Below are 19,378 nucleotides of genomic sequence, written 5' to 3' on the forward strand. Positions count from 1 at the left end.
TGTCGTGTCTAGTGCTGCGGCGGGAACAGCGGGTTCATGTGCGCGAAAGGCGTGCCCTCTGCGCGCTTGAACGAGTCATTGATCTCCGCTTCAGCTTCCTCGCGCGAGACCCAGTGAGCGCCTTCAACGGACTTGCCGGGCTCGAGGTCCTTGTAGACCTCAAAGAAGTGCTGGACTTCGAGGCGGTGGAAGTCAGAGACGTCGTTGAGTTCACGGCGCCACGTCTGGCGCTGGTCACCGACTGGCACACAGAGAACCTTGTCATCGCCGCCCGCTTCGTCACGCATACGGAACATGCCGAGCGCGCGGCACCGGATCTGGCAGCCGGGGAACGTGGGCTCTTCGAGAAGGACCAACGCGTCCAAGGGGTCGCCGTCTTCGCCGAGGGTGCCATCAATGAACCCATAGTCGTCGGGGTAGCGGGTGGAGGTGAAGAGCATCCGGTCAAGCATGATGCGCCCAGTGTGGTGGTCGACCTCGTACTTGTTACGGGATCCCTTGGGGATCTCAATGGTGACGTCGAATTCCATAGCATTCCTTGCGTCGTTGGAGAGTGTGCTGGGTACTAGTGTGGCCCATGTCGAAGGGTGATGTGTGCGCGCGAGAGTAGCAGTTGGTGTGGTGTTGCCCGCAATTGTGCTTGCGGGATTAGGCGGCTACGCCGTCGCTGACGCGTATGACGTGGTCCCCGGATTCATCACTGCGGAGCCCATTCCCCCCGAACCTGCGCCGTTTTTGACGGCCGCACCCGCACTCGCTGCGGCCCCTGAGGAGGGGGTCGTCTCTCCCATAAGCGCCGATGCGCCATTGCCCGACGCAGCCACAGTCCAAAAATTTGCTCAAGAGTTGCGTGACGATGAGCGCACCGGAAAATCCACCAACGTCTCCGTGATCGACCTCCTGACCGGCGAGACGCTTGCGGACCTGGGCGCTACGGATATTCAAGTGCCCGCGTCGACCACCAAACTGTTGACCGCGATCGCCGCCGTCACCGACATGGGACCGGACTACACCACCACCACGAGCGTGAACTGGGATGAAACTACCCGTACCCTGACGCTCGTTGCCGGGGGCGACATGATGCTGGCAGCCGATGCCGGACACGGCGGCGCAGAAGAGTCACCGAACGGTTGGGCCGGCATGGGGGATCTCGCCGATGCCGTGGTTGATTCGCTCGGCTCGGCCACCGTGGAAGCTGGACCAGTCACGGTCGCCGTTGACGACTTCCTCTTCGAAGCGCCCGCAGTGAACCCAGAATGGCCGCAGTACGCGCTTGACCTTGGGTATGTCGCACCCGCTTCGGGCGTAGCGGTCGACGTTGCCCGCACCACCGACGAACACTATGCGCAGCGCTACCCAGACCCGTCCGTCGCCGCCGCTGATGTCCTCGCCGAGCGCCTCGCCGAGCGCGGCGTGACTGTCGAGGCCGCGACAGAAGACGACTTCACAACGCGCGCTGCGGCATCGGCCGCCTCCGTTGAAGTCGCATCCGTCGAGAGCGCACCGCTCTCTGCCGTAGTCCGGTTGCTTCTCGAGGAATCGGACAACACCGTTTCCGAGATCGTGTCGCTCGTGCACGCACTCGAGGTTGGCAAACCCAGCACTGCAGCCGGAGCGGCAGCCGCCACCCAAGAGACCCTTGCAGGTATGGGCGTCAACACCGCAGGACTGACGCTTTATGACGGCGCCGGGTTCTCTGAGAACAACCGCATCACGCCGCTACAACTCTCCAGTGCCACTGCCGCCGCCGTTGCCGCGCAGCCCACAGCAGACCTTCTGGACTGGATGCCCATCTCCGCGCTCACCGGCACCCTCAACGCGCGCATGCACGAGACCCCCGCAGCAGGGCAAGTGCGGGCAAAAACAGGCTCACTGACAGGGGTGACGACCCTCGCTGGCGCCATCCAAACTGCGGACGGACGATGGCTTGCCTTCGCAGTCCTCATGGACGGAATGGATTATGGGCAAACACAACCCCAAGCTGCTTTGGACGAGTTCCTGGTTGCTTTGGCAGAATGTGGGTGTGAAGGCTAACGACGCGTCCAGCGCGCAAGGAAACGCATGACTGGACCGCACCCGTCCGTCGCCGCGATCCGCAACGCTGTGCGCGAGGCCCTCGACGTCTGCGATATCGGTACACGTATCTGGGTCGCGTGCTCAGGAGGGCCGGATTCACTGGCGCTCGCGGCTGCTGCTGGCTACGTAGGACGCAAACAGGGGTACTTGACGGGCGCGATCATCGTGGACCACGGTCTTCAACCGGACTCCGCGGAGATCGCAGAGCGGGCAGCCGCACAAGTGCGCCGAGCAGGCGTGCATACCGTCTTCATCGAGCGCGTCACGGTGGGCCGCGAAGGCGGACTCGAATCCGCGGCTCGCACCGCTCGCTACTCTGCCTTGGAATCGCGCATCGACGCCGAGGGCGGACTGAACCCCCAACTCCTCACCGGTCACACCATGGACGACCAAGCGGAGACGGTGCTCCTCGCACTGTCCCGGGGGTCCGGCGCACGAACCCTCGCCGGCATTCCAGCGCGGCGCGGACGCATCGTTCGGCCGTTCCTGTCTTTGCGCCGCAAAGACACCATCGCGGCCTGCCAGTCGCTCGGCCTCGACCCCTGGCACGACCCCACTAACTTCGTGACCGACGGACCGCGACGTAGTGCATTGCGCACGACGGTCATGCCGGCACTCGTGGAGGTGCTTGGCCCCGGCGTGGTCTCCGGGCTCGCCCGATCAGCAGCCTTGCTGCAGGCCGATGCCGACGAACTCGATCGGCAAACGCGCTCCGCGATGGGCTCCGGTTCCGCCCCCGACGAACAGTGGCAATGCGACGCTTTGGCAGCACTCCCAGATGCGATCCGGTCAAGGATGATCAAGATGCTTGCCGAGAGCGCCGGCGCGGGCGCGTTGAGCGCCACTCACGTCAAAGCTATCGATCAACTGGTCACCGGCTATCGCGGCCAAGGCGCGGTCTCACTGCCCGGTGGATTCGAAGCGCGACGCGAATATGGCAGGCTTGTGATCTCCCACCCCTTTGAACGTTCCCACGACCGGCCCTAGGCCGGCCCAGCATCGGCCCCATGTCAGTACCGGCACCCAGCCCAGCCCCTTAACTCGGAGGAACTCCCCGTGGACACCCTGCACGACATGAATGACTTCAGTAGCGTCATCGTTTCCGAGAACGACATCTCCGAGCGACTCGATGCGCTGGCCGAGCAGATCCGCACTGACTACGAGGGCCGCGATGTACTCCTCGTCGGTGTGCTCAAGGGTGCGGTCATGGTGATGGCGGATCTCGCGCGGCGCATGCCCAACACGTTCACGATGGACTGGATGGCGGTGTCGTCGTACGGCTCCGGGACTAAGTCGTCCGGCGTGGTGCGCATTCTCAAGGACCTCGACACTGACTTGACCGGCCGCGACGTGCTCATTGTTGAGGACATCATCGATTCGGGGATCACGCTGCACTGGCTTTTAGGTAACTTGCGTTCGCGTGGTGCCGCGAGCGTTGAGGTGGCGTCGCTGCTGCGTAAGCCCGATGCCGTGCAGGTCGAGATCGACGTCAAGTATGTGGGCTTCGACATTCCGTCGGACTTCGTTGTCGGTTATGGCCTCGATTACAACGAGAAGTATCGGACGCTGCCGTTCGTGGCGGTCCTCAAGCCGGAAGTCTACGGCGGCTGACCCTCCTGACAGTTTGAACCAAAGGTGCGGTCGGCGCGCCGATAGTTGCGGCCTCCCGAGCTGCATAGCGCGGCGTGTCGGGGGCGCTACCGGTTCGTAGTGTTGGGGCGGTGTTGCTGTCCCCAGGCGGCCCATGAGTGCCACTTTTCCCACGCATCGGTGAACTTCGGAGCATCGTGGTGGGCGCCCCGGGACATTGGTGCGCATGGAACCCGTGGATGCTCTGCGACAACTCGGCGGTGTGGCGCGCTGGACCGACCTGTCCCGACGTGGTGTGAGTCGCAACGATCTCTACGCCGCCCTCCAAGCCGATCTCATCCAACGTCCCCACCGCGGGTGCTTTGCGCTACCTGATACGCGCCGAGACCGCATTCTCGCTGTGGTGTTTCGCGCTCATCTTGGATGTGTTGGCGGGTTGCTCGACCGAGGGCTGCCACTGTTCCCACGGCCCGAGCACACCCATCTTGTGGTGCCCGAATCGCGCGGTCTGGGCAATCCGCGTTCCCGCCCCGTCACTGAAGTGGTGCTTCATCGCACCAACGCGCCGGCCTCTGTTGCACGCGACCTCGAACTCGCATTCCAGTGCACTCAACCCCTGCAGCACCTGGCGTTGGTTGACGCCGCACTGAATCAACGAGTGTTGACGTTGCACGACATCGCCAGGATGAGTGGGGTGCCGCTTGAGCACCGGAGGTGGCTCTCGGCAAGGGCCGATGCCGGTGCTGAGTCGATCTCGGAAACCTTTGCTCGCGTCTCACTCGCGGAAGCGGGGTTTCGGGTGCGCTCGCAGGTGGTGTTCGCGGGCGTGGGCCGGGTCGATCTGCTTGTCGAGGACCGTGTGGTTGTTGAGCTTGATGGACGTGGGTATCACTCGGGGGAGGCTGAGTTTAGGCGTGATAGGGAGAGGGACCGGATGTTGGTTGCACGTGGATTCGAGGTGCTGCGGTACACGTTCCTCGAGGCGGTCTCGGGGGCTGACTTTGTTGAGGATGTGACAGGGGTGTTGTGGCGTCGCGGGCACCTTTCCCCTGCACTACGAACCAGAATGGACGGCGCGGCACGGGCGCGCCGCGCGGCCTAGTCGTTTTGCTCGGCGTGTCGCGGGCACCTTTGGTTCAAACTGTCAGGGAAAGCAGGGGTCAACGCCGTCAGCGAAACGTAGACAACACCCCTGCACACTCGCGTAGGCTCTTACCACCATGAAGAAAGCCCTCAGCCCGCGCCGCATCATTCCGCTGATCCTGCTTGCCGTCCTTCTTGGATGGCTCATCTCGGGGCTCTTTGGTCCCCAAGTTCAGCGCATTGACACTTCACAGGGTCTCGAGATCCTCGACACCGGTCTTGTCGACCAAGCAAAGATCGTTGACGGCGACCAACGTGTTGAGCTGGTGCTGAGCGCAGACTGGGCCGACGAGATCCCCGAGGACGCTCCCGAAGAGTGGGCTGACTACCCCGCCAAGGTCGAGTTCTTCTACGTGGCACCCCAGGGTGAGCAGATTGTTGACGCTGTCACCAGCGCCGATCCTCCCCAGGGCTACGACTCCGAGGTCCCGCAGACCTCCGTGTGGACCACACTGCTGTTCACCTTCCTGCCGATCCTGCTGCTGGTGGGCCTCTTCTGGTTCCTGATGTCCTCGATGCAGGGCGGCGGCGGAAAGGTCATGCAGTTCGGCAAGTCCAAGGCGTCCCTCGTGACGCCGGACACCCCGACCGTGAAGTTCGATGACGTGGCCGGCGTGGAAGAGGCCGTCGACGAGCTCCGCGAGATCCAGGAGTTCCTCGAGGCCCCAGAGAAGTTCCAAGCCGTGGGTGCCAAGATCCCTAAGGGTGTGCTGCTCTACGGGCCTCCGGGTACCGGTAAGACCCTCCTTGCCCGTGCGGTCGCTGGTGAGGCTGGCGTGCCGTTCTTCCACATTTCCGGATCCGACTTTGTCGAGATGTTCGTGGGTGTCGGTGCGAGCCGTGTGCGTGACCTGTTTGAGCAGGCCAAGAAGAACGCACCGGCCATCATCTTTGTTGATGAGATTGATGCCGTGGGTCGTCACCGTGGAGCCGGCATGGGTGGTGGACACGACGAGCGTGAGCAGACGTTGAACCAGATGCTCGTTGAAATGGATGGCTTTGGTGGAACCACCAATGTCATCATCATCGCCGCCACCAACCGGCCCGATATCCTCGACCCCGCACTCCTGCGTCCCGGGCGCTTCGACCGCCAGGTTGGCGTCGACGGACCCGACCTGCAGGGCCGTAAGAAGGTTCTTGAAGTCCACGCCAAGGGCAAGCCGATGGCGCCGGATGTCGACCTCGAACTCATCGCTCGGCGCACGCCCGGGTTCACCGGCGCAGACCTGGCGAACGTGCTCAACGAGGCTGCACTGCTGACGGCTCGCCGCGATGCACAACTGATTGGTGCGAGCGAACTCGACGAGGCCATCGACCGTGTGATTGCGGGACCGCAGAAGCGCACACGCGTGATGAATGATCACGACAAGACCGTCACCGCTTACCACGAGGGTGGGCACGCGTTGGTGGCGGCTGCGATGAACTTCACCGACCCCGTCACTAAGGTCACGATCCTGCCCCGTGGGCGCGCTCTGGGTTACACCATGGTGATGCCACAGGAGGACCGTTACTCCAAGACGCGCAACCAGTTGCTCGACAACCTGGCGTACGCGATGGGTGGCCGAATCGCTGAAGAACTGGTGTTCGGTGACCCTTCCACGGGTGCGAGCAACGACATTCAGCAGGCCACAGACACTGCTCGCCAGATGGTGACGGAGTACGGCATGTCGACGGAGATTGGTTCGGTGCGTTTGGCTGCCGGCTCCGGAGAGGTCTTCATGGGCCGCGACATGGGTCATGGGCGCGACTTCTCGGAAGTGTCGGCAGCGACGGTGGACCGCGAGGTGCGCTTGCTTCTGGACAACGCGATGGCTGAGGCCACCAAGGCGTTGCAGAACAACCGTGCACTGCTGGACACCCTTGCGCAGGAGCTTCTTGAGAAGGAAACCCTCAACGAGATCGAACTGGCAGAAATCTTCGCGCCGGTGAAGAAGATCGCCAAGCGCAAGCACTGGGTATCTGGTGACTGGGCGCCTAAGACTGCGCCACGCAAGAAGCCAGTCGCTGCGCCCGTTCCACCCAAGGAAGAGCCACGCGACATCGTCGGTACTGAGGATATCTCCGCTGGGGACGTCCCTGACGCGACCGCCGAGGTAAAGCCGGAGGCCAACCCGAACGATGAGGGGACCAAGGAGTCATGACGTCCGTACCTTCATCCGGTAGCGCTCACTCGCATGGCGTACCGGTGGACGCTGAACCGATCGTGTCGCGAGCCCATGGTGTCGACCATGTGCGTGCTCAGGCCGCGGTGCGGGAACTGCTCCTCGCCATTGGCGAAGATCCGGAACGTGACGGTCTGAAGGACACCCCTGCACGAGTTGCACGCGCGTACGAAGAGGTGTTTTCCGGTCTGCAACAGGATCCCGCTGAGATTCTTAGCACCGTGTTCGAATTGGGCCACGAGGAGATGATCCTGGTGAAGGACATCGAGTTGTACTCGATGTGTGAGCACCACTTGGTGCCCTTCCATGGAGTAGCGCATGTCGCGTACATTCCAGGCGAGGACGGCCGGATTACGGGCTTGAGCAAGCTCGCACGCCTCGTCGACATGTACGCGCGTCGCCCGCAGGTCCAGGAACGTTTGACGACTCAGATTGCCGATGCGCTGGTCACACACATCGGTGCACGCGGTGTCATCGTTGTGGTCGAGGCCGAGCACTTGTGTATGTCGATGCGAGGCATCCGCAAGCCTGGATCCCGGACCGTCACGTCAGCGGTGCGCGGTGTCATGCGTGATGCCGCCACCCGCGCGGAGGCTATGAGCCTCATCGCAGGGAGGTAGTCCCGCCATGACGCATGTCATGGGGATCCTGAATGTGACGCCCGACTCGTTTAGCGACGGAGGGCAGTGGCACCAAGCCGATGCCGCGATTCAGCGGGGATTGGCTCTCGCCTCGACGGGGGCGGATTTTGTTGACGTGGGTGGCGAGTCCACGCGTCCCGGTGCGGAGCGAGTAGATGCCGAGGTAGAGCTCGCTCGTGTGCTTCCCGTGGTTCGTGCGCTGTCTGCTGAAGGTGTCGCGGTTTCGATCGACACGATGCGCGCGGCGACGGCGCGGGCCGCAGTTGAAGCCGGTGCGGTGCTGGTAAATGATGTCTCGGGAGGCCTCGCGGATCCGCGTATGGCCGGCACTATCGCGGACCTCAACTGTGACTATGTCGCGATGCATTGGCGCGCGCATTCCACGGAGATGGACCGCCATGACGCGTATGACGATGTTGTGGCTCAGGTGCGGGACGAACTCGCGGCTCGGGTCGAGGCGTTGACGCGGGCTGGTGTGGACCTGGGGCGCATCGTGCTCGATCCCGGTCTGGGTTTCTCCAAGGTCGCGGAATCGAACTGGCCGTTGTTGGCGCGTCTCGAGGATTGGGCTGGAGATGCCCGGGTGCTCATTGGTGCGTCGCGTAAGCGGTTCTTGGCGCCTGACAAGGCTCCACTTGAGCGTGAGCATGCCACCACAGCAGTGACAACGATGTGTGCCGCACACGGTGTGTGGGCGGTGCGTGTGCATGATTCTCAGGCGGCACGGGATGCGATTGCTGTCGTGTCCTCTTGGAATAACGGCCGGGACAGGCCAGAGTAAGGGGCATGACTGTGCATATGCGTCCGTATGTCAAAGACGGAATCGAACTGGACCAGGTGGCTGTCGAGGGTATTCGCCTCGTCGGCCATCACGGGGTGTTCGACGCTGAGCGTGAGACCGGCCAACTGTTCTTTGCCGATGTGGTGGTGCACGTCAACACTCGCGCTGCGGGTGCGAGCGATGACTTGACGCGCACGGTGAACTATTCGGACATTGCGGACCGTGCCGCTGAGGTTTTGGGTGGCGAACCGATTCTGTTGATTGAGGCTGTTGCTGAGCGCATCGCTCGCGCTGTCTTGGAGTTTGACGGCGTGCACTGTGTCGATGTGACAGTGCATAAGCCGCAGGCGCCGTTGCATGTGGAGTTCAAGGATGTGGCGATCACTATTCGTCGCGACATGCGCGAGGGCGGACTGTGGGCGGACAAACGCATCGGCTCGTCGGCTGGTGCTTCGGACGATCCGTTCGATCCCGGTGCCGGCCCCGTCCGTGACGAACTTGACCAGCGGCCGCTACAGGTTGCTCCGGCATTGCTGGCACTCGGCGGCAACATCGGTGAGGTCGAGCCCACGTTGCGTCAGGCTGTGTCTGACATTCATCGCGTCAACGGCATCGAAGTGAAGGCCGTCTCGCCGTTGGTGAGTTCGAAGCCTGAGGCTGGCGCGGATCAGCCCGACTACCTCAACGCGGTGGTGCGCATCGAGACCGCCCTGTCGCCGCGTGAACTCTTGGCAGCCTGCCAGGGAATCGAGATGGTCCACGGTCGGGACCGCACGGACCCGAGTGGCAACCGGACGCTCGACATCGACATCGTCGCCTATGCGGACGTCGCGGCGGTTTCCACGGATCTGATCCTGCCGCACCCTCGCGCTCACCAGCGCCCATTCGTGCTGTTGCCGTGGTCTGCGATTGAGCCGGACGCTTCCCTTGCTCCGCATGGGACAGTGGCGGACTTGGCGCGTGCCGTTGGTGCCGACACGGTGCGCTTGGTGCAGGAGAACTGGCCACACCAGGCGCCTGCTACCGCTGCAGAGTCGACTCCTCCGGGGCCAGCGGTCACGCCCGTCGATCCTGAGCCCTCGGGAGAAGTGCAGCCTGCGTCGCAATCGCATCCCGACACACAGTCATACTCAGACGCGCAACCCTACCCAGAAGCACAGTCTCACCCAGAAGCACAGTCCCATCAGGAGCCGTCAGCGCAATCTGCGCCTGCGTCCTACCCTCCGGCTGAGAACCACCCGGAGCCTTCGTCCTTCCCAGAGTCAGGCTCGCAGCCTCCGTCCACGGCATCGGCTGCGACATCGGCGCAACGCCCGGTGACGGGGAGCCCGACAGTGGAGCGCACATCGTTCCTTGCGGGCCGTAGGGCCGATGCGGGGCAGGACTCTGCGGCCTCGTCGCCGCCTCCCGCTCAGTCGTAGGTTCTGTGATGTCCGAAGTGACGTGGCAGCGGCTCACGCTGGCAGGGCTCGTGGCCCTCGCGGTGTGTTGGCTGGCAGGCCGTCTCCTGGACTCGTCGGGCACTACTCCGCCTCACGTTCCGTGGAGTGCGTGGGCTTTCTCGTTCATTGCGGGTGGGTGTGCGCTGGGTTTTGCCTGGCAGGTGAAGAGGTTCCTCCAGGGCAAGCGCCCTGATCTGTCACCACTGAGGGCTGCACGCACTGCGATGTTTGCGCAGGCGTGCGCCTACGTGGGTGCGGTGATGGCTGGTGCCTATGGGGGCTATGCGTTGGCCCTCGTGGACAGTTGGTCGCACGGCCCGCGGCGTGAGGTCATCATTTCTGCGCTCATTGCGGCGGGTTCCTCGCTGGTGCTGATGGTTGCGGGCATGATCGCTGAGCGGTGGTGCCGCTATGACGATGATGACGACAGTGCGGAGCCTTCGCCTGCGTGACGGCGTATTGACGGCACCTGGCAGACTTATGGGCTATGACTACGTTTGAGCCCGATGGCGCTGAGTGGACTTACGCATCGCGCAAACTCATCACTGCCCGCCTGGTGACTCTGTGGGTGACTTTGCTGGTGTTGGCGGTGGTGGCGGTCGTCGTTGGAGTGTTGACGAGTCCGTGGGTGTTCACGGCCGGTGTGGTGCTCCTGCTGATCGGTGTGTGGTCCAGCTGGGTGATTGTTCGACAGGTCACGGCACATGCATGGCTTGAACGCGAGGATGATCTGGTGATTAAGCGTGGCCGCATGTGGCGCACCGTGACGGTGGTTCCTTATGGCCGCATGCAATATGTCGAGGTGGAGGCTGGCCCGTTGGTGAGGTCGCTGGGCATCGCTGAAGTGCAGTTGCACACCGCCTCGCCAGGGTCCGATGCGCGCATTGCAGGTGTTCCTGCTGCTGAGGCTGCCCGTTTGCGTGACCGTTTGGCGTCGCGCGGTGAAGCGCAGTTGGCGGGCCTGTGACGCAGGGCAACGCTCCAGTGGTCTACCGCGCGCCGCGCGAGTGGACTCGTTTGCACCCGGTGTCCCCACTACTCGGCGGGTGGGCTGTTTTTGGTGTGGTGGTTTCGATCGCGCTGTACAACTATGCGCCGTCGTGGACCGGGGTGGATCCTGCTTTGCAGGAGGGTGCTCATTTCCTGATGCGTTCCATTCTGTGGGTCATTGTGGGCGCGGTGGTGGTGATTGGGTTGGCCATCGGGTTCGGTTATCTTCAGTGGCATTACAGCGAGTACCGCCTTTCGAGTGTGGCGGTGGAGCAGCGCAAGGGAGTGCTGTTCAAGCAGCACAAGCAGGCGCGATTGGATCGTGTTCAAGCGGTGGATGTGGTGCAGCCGCTCATTGCACGAATTTTTCGGTTTGCGTCGCTCAAGATTGAAGTTGCTGGCGGTGAGAGTTCAACTATTGCGCTTGAGTATTTGCGCCTGGGTGACGCCGAGGCGATGCGCAATGAGCTTCTGGCGCTCTCTGCTGGGGTGAAGCGCGCCAAGGCTTCCGGTGGCGAAGCCACTGTTGACGCAGTGGTGTCGGACTTGGGCGGCGCGCCTCACGTGGATGGAGCAGAGCCGATGCCGGCCACGGCTGGGCTAGGTGCCGATTCCGTTGGTGACTCCGTGGCGGGGGAGAGACACGATGCCGGCCCGGGGTCGCTTCGTGACCTGGCGGGCGCTCCGGCTGGCTATGCGGCAACCCCGGCGTCGCCGCAGCGCGAGGTTTACCGAGTCCGTACGAGTGACTTGCTGATGTCGATCCTGTTGTCGTGGCCGTTCGTGTGGCTGGTCACGATTCCGGTGGTGGCCGTCGCGGCGGTGTTGGTGATGAATCTTGACGTGTCGAGGATTCTTGCTGTCGCGGGGGCGAGTTTGGTGACGATTGTTCCCGTGGCGTTGGCGCTGTTTGGGTTCTTTTGGAACGAGCTCTCCCGCGGATATGGGTTTGTCGCGGGTCTGTCTGAAGACGGTATTCATCTCCGCCATGGCCTGACGGAGACGCGCCGGCAGACTGTCCCAGCGGGACGTGTCCAGGCCATCGAGTTTCAGCAACCGCTGTTGTGGCGTCGCCGCGACTGGTGGCGCATCACTATCAATGTTGCTGGCTATCAAGACGATGCCCAGGCGGTGTCGACGTTGCTTCCGGTGGGTACTCGCCAGGACGCGTTGACGGCGCTGTGGCTCGTGCTGCCAGATTTGGGTGATCCGGATCCCGCCGGCACGGTGTCCCAGGCCCTCTCCGGGCAAGGGGCTGAGGGCGGCTTTACCGCGGCATCGTCCCGTTCAAAGGTCTTTGATCCGTGGCAGTGGCGTCAGCGTGGAGTCCGTGCCACCGAGCACGCCTTGCTGATCCGTCGTGGCCGGTTCGTTCGCCACATGTATGTGGTGCCCCATGAGCGGACTCAGTCTCTTGGCTTGACGCAGGGGCCGCTGCAACGTGCCCGTGGTCTTGCTGATGTGGCTGTGCACTCGACGAATGGCCCGGTGAAGCCTGTGGCGCGGCATCTTGATGAGGCCGATGCTCGGGAGTTGTTGATCGCGCAGGCTCAGCGGGCCGCGCACGAGCGTCAGGCTCAGACTGCCGAGCAGTGGAAGGGCGCGGTGGGTCTTGATGGCTAAGCCGGGACGCCTGCGGGTGGGGGTGATTGGTGCTGGTCGTGTGGGTGCCGTCCTGGGCGCTGCTTTGCGCGCCGCGGAGCACGAGGTGGTGGCCGCATCGGGGGTTTCCGAGGAGTCACGCTCGCGCATCGACACGTTGCTTCCTGGTGTCCCCGTCATGGAGCCGCAAGGGGTGGTTGAAGCGGCGGACTTGGTTCTGCTGACTGTTCCCGATGACTCCATTGCGGCGGTGGCTGCGGGTCTGGCGTACCTCGGCGTGTGGCGGCCGGGGCAGATCGTGATGCACGCGTCGGGCCGATGGGGGACGGAGGCGCTCGCCGATGCTGCGGCCAAGGGCGCATTGCCGCTGGCTATTCATCCGGCGATGACGTTTACGGGGACTTCGCTTGATCTCAATCGCATGACTGGTGCGGCGTTCGCGGTCAGTGCGCCTGCGCCGGTGTTGCCTATCGCGCAAGCTCTCGTGGTCGAGATGAACGGTGAGCCCGTGGTGATCGACGATGCCGACCGCCCTGCGTACCACGCGGCGCTCGTGCACGGCGCGAACCATGTGGTGACTGCGATCACGCAGGCTAGTGCGTCCCTCGCACGTATTGGTATTGAGGATCCTGCCAAGGTTTTGGGGCCGCTGGTGCATGCCTCTGTCGACAATGCACTCGGGGATGCTCCTGGTGCGGTGTCGACGCTGACGGGACCTGTGGTCCGGGGTGATGCGGGAACGGTTGCCGCACATATGGCGGCGCTGTCGGGCCAGCCGGAGGCCCAGTTGGCGTATCGCGCTATGGCGCGCGCGACTGCAGATTTGGCGCTCAGTGGTGGGCGCATCGGGCCGGCAGCGTATGCCGATCTCATTGCGGCTTTGGGAGTGGAATCGTGAAGGTAGTGCACACGGCACAGGATCTTGCTGCGTGGCCGCGCAAGGGGCGGCGCGTGGTCGTGATGACGATGGGTGCGTTGCATGACGGCCATCTGGCTTTGGTGCGGCAGGCTCGCGAGTTGGGCGATCAGGTGGTCGTGACAGTTTTCGTGAACCCACTCCAGTTCAATGAGTCGACTGACTATGAACGCTATCCGCGGGATTTGGAGGCCGACGTAGCCCGACTGAAGGGCTCTGGAGTCGATGTAGTGTTCGCTCCCGCCGATGACACGATGTACCCCGACGGTGTTCCCGCGGCATCGGTGTCAGCAGGTGAGATGGGGCGGGTCCTTGAAGGCGCGGCTCGTCCGGGGCACTTCGATGGAGTATTGACTGTCGTTGCCAAGCTCCTCCATCTGACCCAGCCAGACATTGCGGTGTTTGGTGCCAAGGACGCCCAGCAGGTCATCGCGGTGCGCGCACTTGTCCGCGACTTGAATTTCCCGGTGGAGATCGCCACTGCACCGACCGTGCGGGACGCTGACGGCCTTGCCCAGTCGAGCCGCAACGTCTTTTTGAGCGCCAGCGAACGTGAGCAGGCACTGGTGCTCTCGCGTGCTCTCAACGTGGCGGATGAGCAGGCGCGGAATGGTGTGCAGGTCCAGAACGTTCTGACTCAAGGACGCGCAATGCTGGAGAGTGCGCCCGAGGTACGTGTCGATTACTTCACGGTGATGAATCCGGCGAACGCGCAACCCATCGATTCGGACTATCGTGGCGAGGCGGTGATCGCGGTGGCAGCACATGTTGGTGACACGCGATTGATCGACAACGTGACGACGCGCATCGGCCCCCGTGACGCCGACCCTCAGGGTGACGCGGCGTGGCCTGCCAAGTGATCAGCTCAGATAAAGGAGCGCAGAAGTGACTTCATTGCAACGGCCCATGATGATCTCCAAGATCCATCGGGCAACCGTGACGCAGGCCGACCTGCACTATGTGGGCTCCATCACCATTGATGCGACGCTGATGGACCACGCGGATTTGCTCGCTGGCCAGCAGGTGGATGTTGTGGATGTCACCAACGGTGCACGGCTGACGACGTATGCGATCCCCGGTGAACCTGATTCGGGTCAGATCTGTATCAACGGCGCGGCTGCGCACCTGGTTGATCCAGGGGACCTGGTCATCATCATTGGCTATGGCATGCTCGCCGATGCAGAGGCCCGCACGTTTGAGCCGCACGTCGTGTTCGTCGACGGCGAGAACAAGATCTTGCAGGAATGCGATGATCCTGGCTCGGTGCCAGAAGGATACGGGCTGGAGCGTTCCGGTATCCCGGTGCACGATTTCCGTCACTAACGCCACCACCCCCTTTCGACACTTTGAACCAAAGGTGGGCGCGGCGCGCCTGAAGTTGCGCTCAGCAAGCCTTGCGAGCACGGCGTGTCTGGCCCTGCTCCGGTTCGTAGTGTGGGGAGTCTGCCCGATAGGTTGTCCGAATGACATCGTTTGTGCGGCGCCTCGCTGCCCCCGCGCCCGGTTGGACCATCAATGCGGACGTGATCGTCGTGGGCTCAGGTATCGCCGGCTTAACTGCCGCGCTTGAACTTCGCAACAAAGTCGATCGCGTGCTGGTCGTCACCAAGGGCGAGTTGTCCTCAGGCTCCACAGTCTGGGCACAAGGCGGGATCGCCGCGGCCCTCGACCCCGAGGACACCCCCGAAGAGCACTTCGAAGACACCCTGACTGCGGGTGTGGGCCTGTGCAGCGACGAGGCCGTTCGTGCGTTGGTCACGGAAGGCCCAGATCGAGTGCGGGACCTCGTCCGTCGGGGGGCAAATTTTGACACCGGACCCGACGGTGCCGTGACGCTGACGCGTGAGGGCGGCCACCACCGTGACCGCATCGCGCATGCGGGTGGAGACGCCACTGGTGCGGAGATCTCCCGGGCTCTCGTCGCACAACTGGAAGCGGTGCGCAACGACCCTGGAATCGAGGTCATTGAGCATGCGATGGTCGTGGACCTTCTTACTGCCGCCCCCGACAGCGACGGCCGCCCAGGCCCCGTCTGCGGCGTGACGCTCCACATCATCGGCGCAGGTTCGCGCGACGGTGTCGGCGCGGCACTTGCCAAGTCCGTGATCATGGCGACTGGTGGAATCGGCCAGGTGTTCCGCGCCTCGACCAACCCTGCATCGTCTACCGGCGACGGCTTGGCTGCTGCGCTGCGTGCAGGTGCGGCGGTTGCCGACCTTGAGTTTGTGCAGTTCCATCCGACAGTGCTGTGGCAGGGTGCGGCGGCACGTGGCCAGCAAACGCTGATCTCGGAGGCTGTCCGGGGCGAAGGCGCGTATCTGCTCAATAGCGACGGTGAACGCTTCATGGTGGGTCAGCACCCGATGGCCGAGCTTGCGCCGCGCGATGTCGTGAGTCGGGGCATCGTCGCGATGATGGAGGAGGAGGACTCGGAGAACGTCTTCCTCGACTGTCGCCACCTGGGAGGCGCATTCCTGCGGGAGCGGTTCCCCACTATTCGTGAGCGTCTCGCTGAGCAGGGCGTTGATATGGCCCACGACCTCATCCCGGTGGCGCCTGCGCAGCATTATCACTCGGGTGGAATCTTGACTGATCTTCGTGGTCGGTCAACGCAGCCTGGTCTCTATGCCATCGGCGAGGCGGCGTGCACGGGCGTGCATGGTGCTAACCGACTTGCCTCCAACTCTCTGCTCGAGGGGCTGGTGTTTGCTCACCGTGCTGCGGCCGACGCCGCCGCGACTGTGGCGAGCGAAACCGTGCGTCAACATGAGCCTGAAGACCGGCCGGGTCCGACGGCGCTGTTGCCGGCCACGACTCGGACGCAGATTCAGACCATCACCCAGCGTGGTGCGGGCCCTATCCGCACAGCATCCTCACTCGCCACCGCTCAAGAGCGCCTCGCGAAGATTCGTCAGCGTCATCACCTCAATGGTGCCCCTGCGGGTGAGCCGCAGATCGCGGAGTGGGAGAGCAGCAATGTGTTGACCACTGCGTCGACCCTCGTTGCGGCCGCTTCGGAGCGCAAGGAGACGCGTGGCGGGCACGTGCGGGAGGATTTTCCGGAGAGGGACGATGCTCAGTGGAGGCTTCGTATCGCGGCCGTCCTCACGCCGGACGGCGATATGGAGCTCATTCACGCGCCTCGGGATCTCGGCTAGCGCGCCGGCACTATTGCGGTCGGGCGTACGCTAGACGCCGTGATGCACCCAGAGGATCGTGACCAGAACCGTCCCTTGTCTGCTTCGTGGATTGCTGGCGCCGTAGCGCAGGCTCTCGATGAGGACCTGGGCTCCACCGAGAGCCGGGACGTGACCACGCAGGCAACCATTGCGCCCACCACTCAGGTGAGCGGCACCATTGGGATGCGTGAAGAAGGAGTGCTGGCGGGATCCGCGGTGATTGCGGAGACGCTGTCACAGGTCGCGGATCGACTCAACTTGGCACGCCCGGCGGTTGACCTCCATGCCGCCGACGGAGACCGTTTGGCCGCTGGCGCCGTGGTTGCGTCGATTGCAGGGCCAGGTCACGTCGTGTTGATCGCGGAGCGCACCATGCTGAACTTCTTGTCGCGCGCGAGCGGCATTGCGTCTCACACGCGGCGTTGGGCCGATGCCCTCGACGGCACTGGTGCTGCGGTCCTAGACACCCGCAAAACCACTCCGGGCCTGCGTGAACTCGAGAAGTATGCGGTCCACTGCGGCGGGGGTGTGAACAAGCGTCACGGGCTGTATGACTGTGCGATGGTCAAGGACAACCACATTGTCGCGGCCGGGTCTGTGACAGCAGCGGTCGAGGCCATTGGCACTCGTTTTCCCGATGTGCCCATCCAGGTTGAGGTGGAGAGCGAGTCTCAAGCACTCGAAGCGGTCGATGCCGGGGTGCGGTTTTTGATGATCGACAACATGGCGCCAGAGCCGATGCGGGCGCTGGTGGCGACGCTGCGTGCGCTGGAGCCGACGGTCGGCAAGGTGCGGTTGGAGGCTACCGGCGGCTTGACGTTGGACAACGCTCGCGATGTGGCCCACACGGGTGTTGACTACATGTCGGTGGGGGCACTGACGCACTCAAGCCCCATCATCGATCTGGGACTTGACCTCGTCTAAGGTTCCGTTGCCTCCTGGCTGTGCCGCGACATCGGCTCTGAGCTCAAGCGCGGGTACCCTAGTGGGCGTGACTGACGAAAACTCTGTGCAGGCCGATGACCTTCCCGAACAGCTGAAGGTGCGCCGCGCCAAGCGCGATCGCCTCATTGCGGACGGTGGGCAGGCGTATCCCGTTTCCGTGCCGCGGACGCATGAGATTGCTGACGTCAAGCGTGACTATGACGGCCTAGAGACCGGCGAAGAGACCGATGATGTGGTGTCGGTCGCGGGTCGCGTCGTCTTCATTCGTAACACCGGCAAGTTGTGCTTTGCCGCCCTGCAGGATGGCGCGGGAGAGCGTCTGCAGATCATGCTGTCGCTCGCCGAGGTGGGCGAGGAGTCGCTGACGGCGTTCAAGGGCGACGTCGACTTGGGTGACCACGTGTATGCGACAGGTCGCGCTATCAAGTCCAAGCGCGGCGAAGTCTCGGTGTTCGTGTCGGAGTGGGGAATTGCGGCCAAGGCGCTGCGCCCACTGCCCGTGCTGCACAAAGAACTTGCTGAAGAGTCGCGTGTGCGTCAGCGCTATGTGGACCTGATTGCGCGGCCGTTGGCTCGCGACACCGTGCGTAACCGCGCACACGTCATGCGCTCACTGCGCGAGTCGCTGCACAGCCGTGGATTCATTGAGATTGAAACGCCGATGCTGCAAACGCAGCACGGCGGCGCTGCCGCGAGGCCGTTTGTGACGCACATGAATGCGTATGACATTGATCTCTACATGCGTATTGCGCCTGAGCTGTTCTTGAAGCGCGCTGTCGTGGGTGGTGTGGAAAAGGTCTTCGAGATTAACCGCAACTTCCGCAATGAAGGCGCCGATTCCTCGCATTCGCCAGAATTCTCGATGCTCGAAGCGTATGAGGCTTACGGTGACTACAACACCATGGCGACGTTGACTCAGGACTTGATTCAGGGCGCTGCTTCAGATGTCTTTGGTTCAACGACGGTCACATTGGCCGACGGCGAGGAGTACGACCTCGGCGGCGATTGGGCCGAACTATCGATGTATGGCTCGTTGTCGGAGGCCATGGGTGAGGAAGTCACACCGCAGACTTCCGTTGAGCAGTTGCTGGCATGGTGCGATAAGGCCGATGTTTCGGTGGACGTGAAGCGTGCGAACCACGGCAAGCTGGTCGAGGAATTGTGGGAGCACTACGTCGGTGACGATCTCACTGCGCCCACGTTTGTCCGCGACTTCCCTGTGGAGACAAGTCCGCTGACCCGCGATCACCGAACGCAGGACGGCATTGTCGAGAAGTGGGACCTCTACGTGCGCGGCTTCGAGTTGGCGACCGCGTATTCGGAGCTCGTTGACCCCGTGATTCAGCGTGAGCGCTTTGAGCAGCAGGCGCGTATGGCTGCGTTGGGCGACGACGAGGCTATGAAGCTCGACGAGGACTTCCTGACTGCTATGGAGTATGCGATGCCTCCCTCGGGCGGTATGGGAATGGGGATGGACCGGCTCCTGATGGCACTGACGGGATTGGGCATCCGCGAGACCATCACCTTCCCGCTGGTGAAGCCGAGCGACGACTAATGGAAACGTGGCAGGCCGTCGCCGTTGGCATCATCCCGTCCATCGGTGTGGCGCTCATCTTTTGGTATGCCATGCGTTCCGTGATTCGTGCTGATCGCAACGAGCGCGAGGCGCTGGCCAAGGCCGATGCTGAAGAGGCTGAGAGGCAGCGTGTGGCGACGCCTCCCGCAGGCCCCGACGGTGCTCCGTCGCCTGCGGTATCACCGACTCCCGCACCATCACCTGAGAGTAAGACGGATTCCCCGCGCTGATTCATGGAGCATTGCGGCGCCGTTTCGCCGCGCGCATCACCATCACGTTGTGCGAATATGAGAATTCCACAGGATAATTCTCAGTATTGACGGTATCCCTAAGAA

The 19,378-nt window shown here is 63.2% G+C and carries 19 protein-coding genes; 18 read left to right on the plus strand and 1 reads right to left on the minus strand.

Annotation, left to right across the window (positions count from 1 at the left end):
- Nucleotides 1-8 precede the first annotated feature (8 nt).
- Complete coding sequence (locus AOP79_RS05540; protein ID WP_062071349.1) at nt 9-530, minus strand: inorganic diphosphatase; 522 nt, start codon at nt 528-530, stop codon at nt 9-11.
- A 64-nt stretch (nt 531-594) separates the two neighbouring features.
- Between AOP79_RS05540 and dacB the strand changes: the two genes are divergently transcribed.
- From dacB to AOP79_RS11880, 18 genes are all read left to right on the plus strand, one after another.
- A complete protein-coding gene (gene dacB, locus AOP79_RS05545; RefSeq protein ID WP_082093399.1) occupies nt 595-2,034 on the plus strand; it encodes a D-alanyl-D-alanine carboxypeptidase/D-alanyl-D-alanine endopeptidase in 1,440 nt (479 codons plus the stop codon).
- A 27-nt stretch (nt 2,035-2,061) separates the two neighbouring features.
- Nucleotides 2,062-3,063 (plus strand): tRNA lysidine(34) synthetase TilS, encoded by a 1,002-nt coding sequence (tilS, locus tag AOP79_RS05550; protein ID WP_062071355.1) that lies wholly within the window; start codon nt 2,062-2,064, stop codon nt 3,061-3,063.
- An 87-nt stretch (nt 3,064-3,150) separates the two neighbouring features.
- The gene (hpt, locus tag AOP79_RS05555) at nt 3,151-3,687 is read left to right on the plus strand and encodes a hypoxanthine phosphoribosyltransferase (RefSeq protein WP_062071944.1); all 537 of its coding nucleotides are present in this window, start codon (nt 3,151-3,153) and stop codon (nt 3,685-3,687) included.
- Nucleotides 3,688-3,892: 205 nt separating this feature from the next.
- Entirely contained in the window at nt 3,893-4,768 is an 876-nt protein-coding gene (locus tag AOP79_RS05560) for a type IV toxin-antitoxin system AbiEi family antitoxin domain-containing protein (protein WP_082093400.1), read from the plus strand.
- 118 nt (nt 4,769-4,886) lie between these two features.
- Nucleotides 4,887-6,950: an ATP-dependent zinc metalloprotease FtsH gene (ftsH, locus tag AOP79_RS05565; RefSeq protein WP_062071364.1), complete on the plus strand. Its 2,064-nt coding sequence runs from the start codon at nt 4,887-4,889 to the stop codon at nt 6,948-6,950.
- Nucleotides 6,947-7,591, plus strand: coding sequence for a GTP cyclohydrolase I FolE (gene folE, locus AOP79_RS05570; RefSeq protein ID WP_082093401.1), 645 nt, complete (start codon nt 6,947-6,949; stop codon nt 7,589-7,591). Before ftsH ends, folE begins: the two co-directional genes overlap by 4 nt.
- 7 nt (nt 7,592-7,598) lie before the next feature.
- Nucleotides 7,599-8,393 carry a dihydropteroate synthase gene (gene folP / locus AOP79_RS05575; RefSeq protein ID WP_062071370.1) on the plus strand — a complete coding sequence of 265 codons (795 nt, stop codon included), beginning with the start codon at nt 7,599-7,601 and terminating at the stop codon, nt 8,391-8,393.
- 5 nt (nt 8,394-8,398) lie between these two features.
- Nucleotides 8,399-9,814, plus strand: a complete 1,416-nt coding sequence (folK, locus tag AOP79_RS05580) for a 2-amino-4-hydroxy-6-hydroxymethyldihydropteridine diphosphokinase (protein WP_082093402.1) — start codon at nt 8,399-8,401, stop codon at nt 9,812-9,814.
- Between the two features lie 8 nt (nt 9,815-9,822).
- Nucleotides 9,823-10,287 (plus strand): DUF3180 domain-containing protein, encoded by a 465-nt coding sequence (locus AOP79_RS05585; protein WP_062071376.1) that lies wholly within the window; start codon nt 9,823-9,825, stop codon nt 10,285-10,287.
- Nucleotides 10,288-10,322: 35 nt separating this feature from the next.
- Nucleotides 10,323-10,802 carry a PH domain-containing protein gene (locus AOP79_RS05590; RefSeq protein WP_062071379.1) on the plus strand — a complete coding sequence of 160 codons (480 nt, stop codon included), beginning with the start codon at nt 10,323-10,325 and terminating at the stop codon, nt 10,800-10,802.
- Entirely contained in the window at nt 10,799-12,448 is a 1,650-nt protein-coding gene (locus AOP79_RS05595) for a PH domain-containing protein (RefSeq protein WP_062071382.1), read from the plus strand. The genes AOP79_RS05590 and AOP79_RS05595 overlap by 4 nt, the downstream gene beginning before the upstream one ends.
- Nucleotides 12,441-13,325, plus strand: coding sequence for a Rossmann-like and DUF2520 domain-containing protein (locus AOP79_RS05600; protein WP_062071385.1), 885 nt, complete (start codon nt 12,441-12,443; stop codon nt 13,323-13,325). The genes AOP79_RS05595 and AOP79_RS05600 overlap by 8 nt, the downstream gene beginning before the upstream one ends.
- Nucleotides 13,322-14,203 carry a pantoate--beta-alanine ligase gene (gene panC, locus AOP79_RS05605; protein WP_236683262.1) on the plus strand — a complete coding sequence of 294 codons (882 nt, stop codon included), beginning with the start codon at nt 13,322-13,324 and terminating at the stop codon, nt 14,201-14,203. Before AOP79_RS05600 ends, panC begins: the two co-directional genes overlap by 4 nt.
- Before the next feature lie 25 nt (nt 14,204-14,228).
- A complete protein-coding gene (panD, locus tag AOP79_RS05610; protein ID WP_236683264.1) occupies nt 14,229-14,666 on the plus strand; it encodes an aspartate 1-decarboxylase in 438 nt (145 codons plus the stop codon).
- A 140-nt stretch (nt 14,667-14,806) separates the two neighbouring features.
- Nucleotides 14,807-16,501 (plus strand): L-aspartate oxidase, encoded by a 1,695-nt coding sequence (locus AOP79_RS05615; RefSeq protein WP_062071389.1) that lies wholly within the window; start codon nt 14,807-14,809, stop codon nt 16,499-16,501.
- A gap of 42 nt (nt 16,502-16,543) precedes the next feature.
- Nucleotides 16,544-17,446: a carboxylating nicotinate-nucleotide diphosphorylase gene (gene nadC / locus AOP79_RS05620; protein ID WP_062071390.1), complete on the plus strand. Its 903-nt coding sequence runs from the start codon at nt 16,544-16,546 to the stop codon at nt 17,444-17,446.
- Nucleotides 17,447-17,513: 67 nt separating this feature from the next.
- Nucleotides 17,514-19,022 (plus strand): lysine--tRNA ligase, encoded by a 1,509-nt coding sequence (gene lysS / locus AOP79_RS05625; RefSeq protein ID WP_062071948.1) that lies wholly within the window; start codon nt 17,514-17,516, stop codon nt 19,020-19,022.
- Nucleotides 19,022-19,273: a hypothetical protein gene (locus AOP79_RS11880; protein WP_062071392.1), complete on the plus strand. Its 252-nt coding sequence runs from the start codon at nt 19,022-19,024 to the stop codon at nt 19,271-19,273. Before lysS ends, AOP79_RS11880 begins: the two co-directional genes overlap by 1 nt.
- The last annotated feature ends 105 nt before the right edge of the window (nt 19,274-19,378 follow it).

Source organism: Demequina sediminicola (assembly GCF_000975055.1).
In the GTDB taxonomy this organism is placed as follows: Bacteria; Actinomycetota; Actinomycetes; order Actinomycetales; family Demequinaceae; genus Demequina; species Demequina sediminicola.

Excerpts from the sequence above, each read along its gene's own strand:
- AOP79_RS05540 (WP_062071349.1), bottom strand. The coding sequence starts at position 530 with ATGGAATTCGACGTCACCATTGAGATCCCCAAGGGATCCCGTAACAAG.
- tilS (WP_062071355.1), top strand. The coding sequence starts at position 2,062 with ATGACTGGACCGCACCCGTCCGTCGCCGCGATCCGCAACGCTGTGCGC.
- hpt (WP_062071944.1), top strand. The coding sequence starts at position 3,151 with ATGAATGACTTCAGTAGCGTCATCGTTTCCGAGAACGACATCTCCGAG.
- AOP79_RS05560 (WP_082093400.1), top strand. The coding sequence starts at position 3,893 with ATGGAACCCGTGGATGCTCTGCGACAACTCGGCGGTGTGGCGCGCTGG.
- ftsH (WP_062071364.1), top strand. The coding sequence starts at position 4,887 with ATGAAGAAAGCCCTCAGCCCGCGCCGCATCATTCCGCTGATCCTGCTT.
- folE (WP_082093401.1), top strand. The coding sequence starts at position 6,947 with ATGACGTCCGTACCTTCATCCGGTAGCGCTCACTCGCATGGCGTACCG.
- folP (WP_062071370.1), top strand. The coding sequence starts at position 7,599 with ATGACGCATGTCATGGGGATCCTGAATGTGACGCCCGACTCGTTTAGC.
- folK (WP_082093402.1), top strand. The coding sequence starts at position 8,399 with ATGACTGTGCATATGCGTCCGTATGTCAAAGACGGAATCGAACTGGAC.
- AOP79_RS05585 (WP_062071376.1), top strand. The coding sequence starts at position 9,823 with ATGTCCGAAGTGACGTGGCAGCGGCTCACGCTGGCAGGGCTCGTGGCC.
- AOP79_RS05590 (WP_062071379.1), top strand. The coding sequence starts at position 10,323 with ATGACTACGTTTGAGCCCGATGGCGCTGAGTGGACTTACGCATCGCGC.
- AOP79_RS05600 (WP_062071385.1), top strand. The coding sequence starts at position 12,441 with ATGGCTAAGCCGGGACGCCTGCGGGTGGGGGTGATTGGTGCTGGTCGT.
- AOP79_RS05615 (WP_062071389.1), top strand. The coding sequence starts at position 14,807 with ATGACATCGTTTGTGCGGCGCCTCGCTGCCCCCGCGCCCGGTTGGACC.
- nadC (WP_062071390.1), top strand. The coding sequence starts at position 16,544 with ATGCACCCAGAGGATCGTGACCAGAACCGTCCCTTGTCTGCTTCGTGG.
- AOP79_RS11880 (WP_062071392.1), top strand. The coding sequence starts at position 19,022 with ATGGAAACGTGGCAGGCCGTCGCCGTTGGCATCATCCCGTCCATCGGT.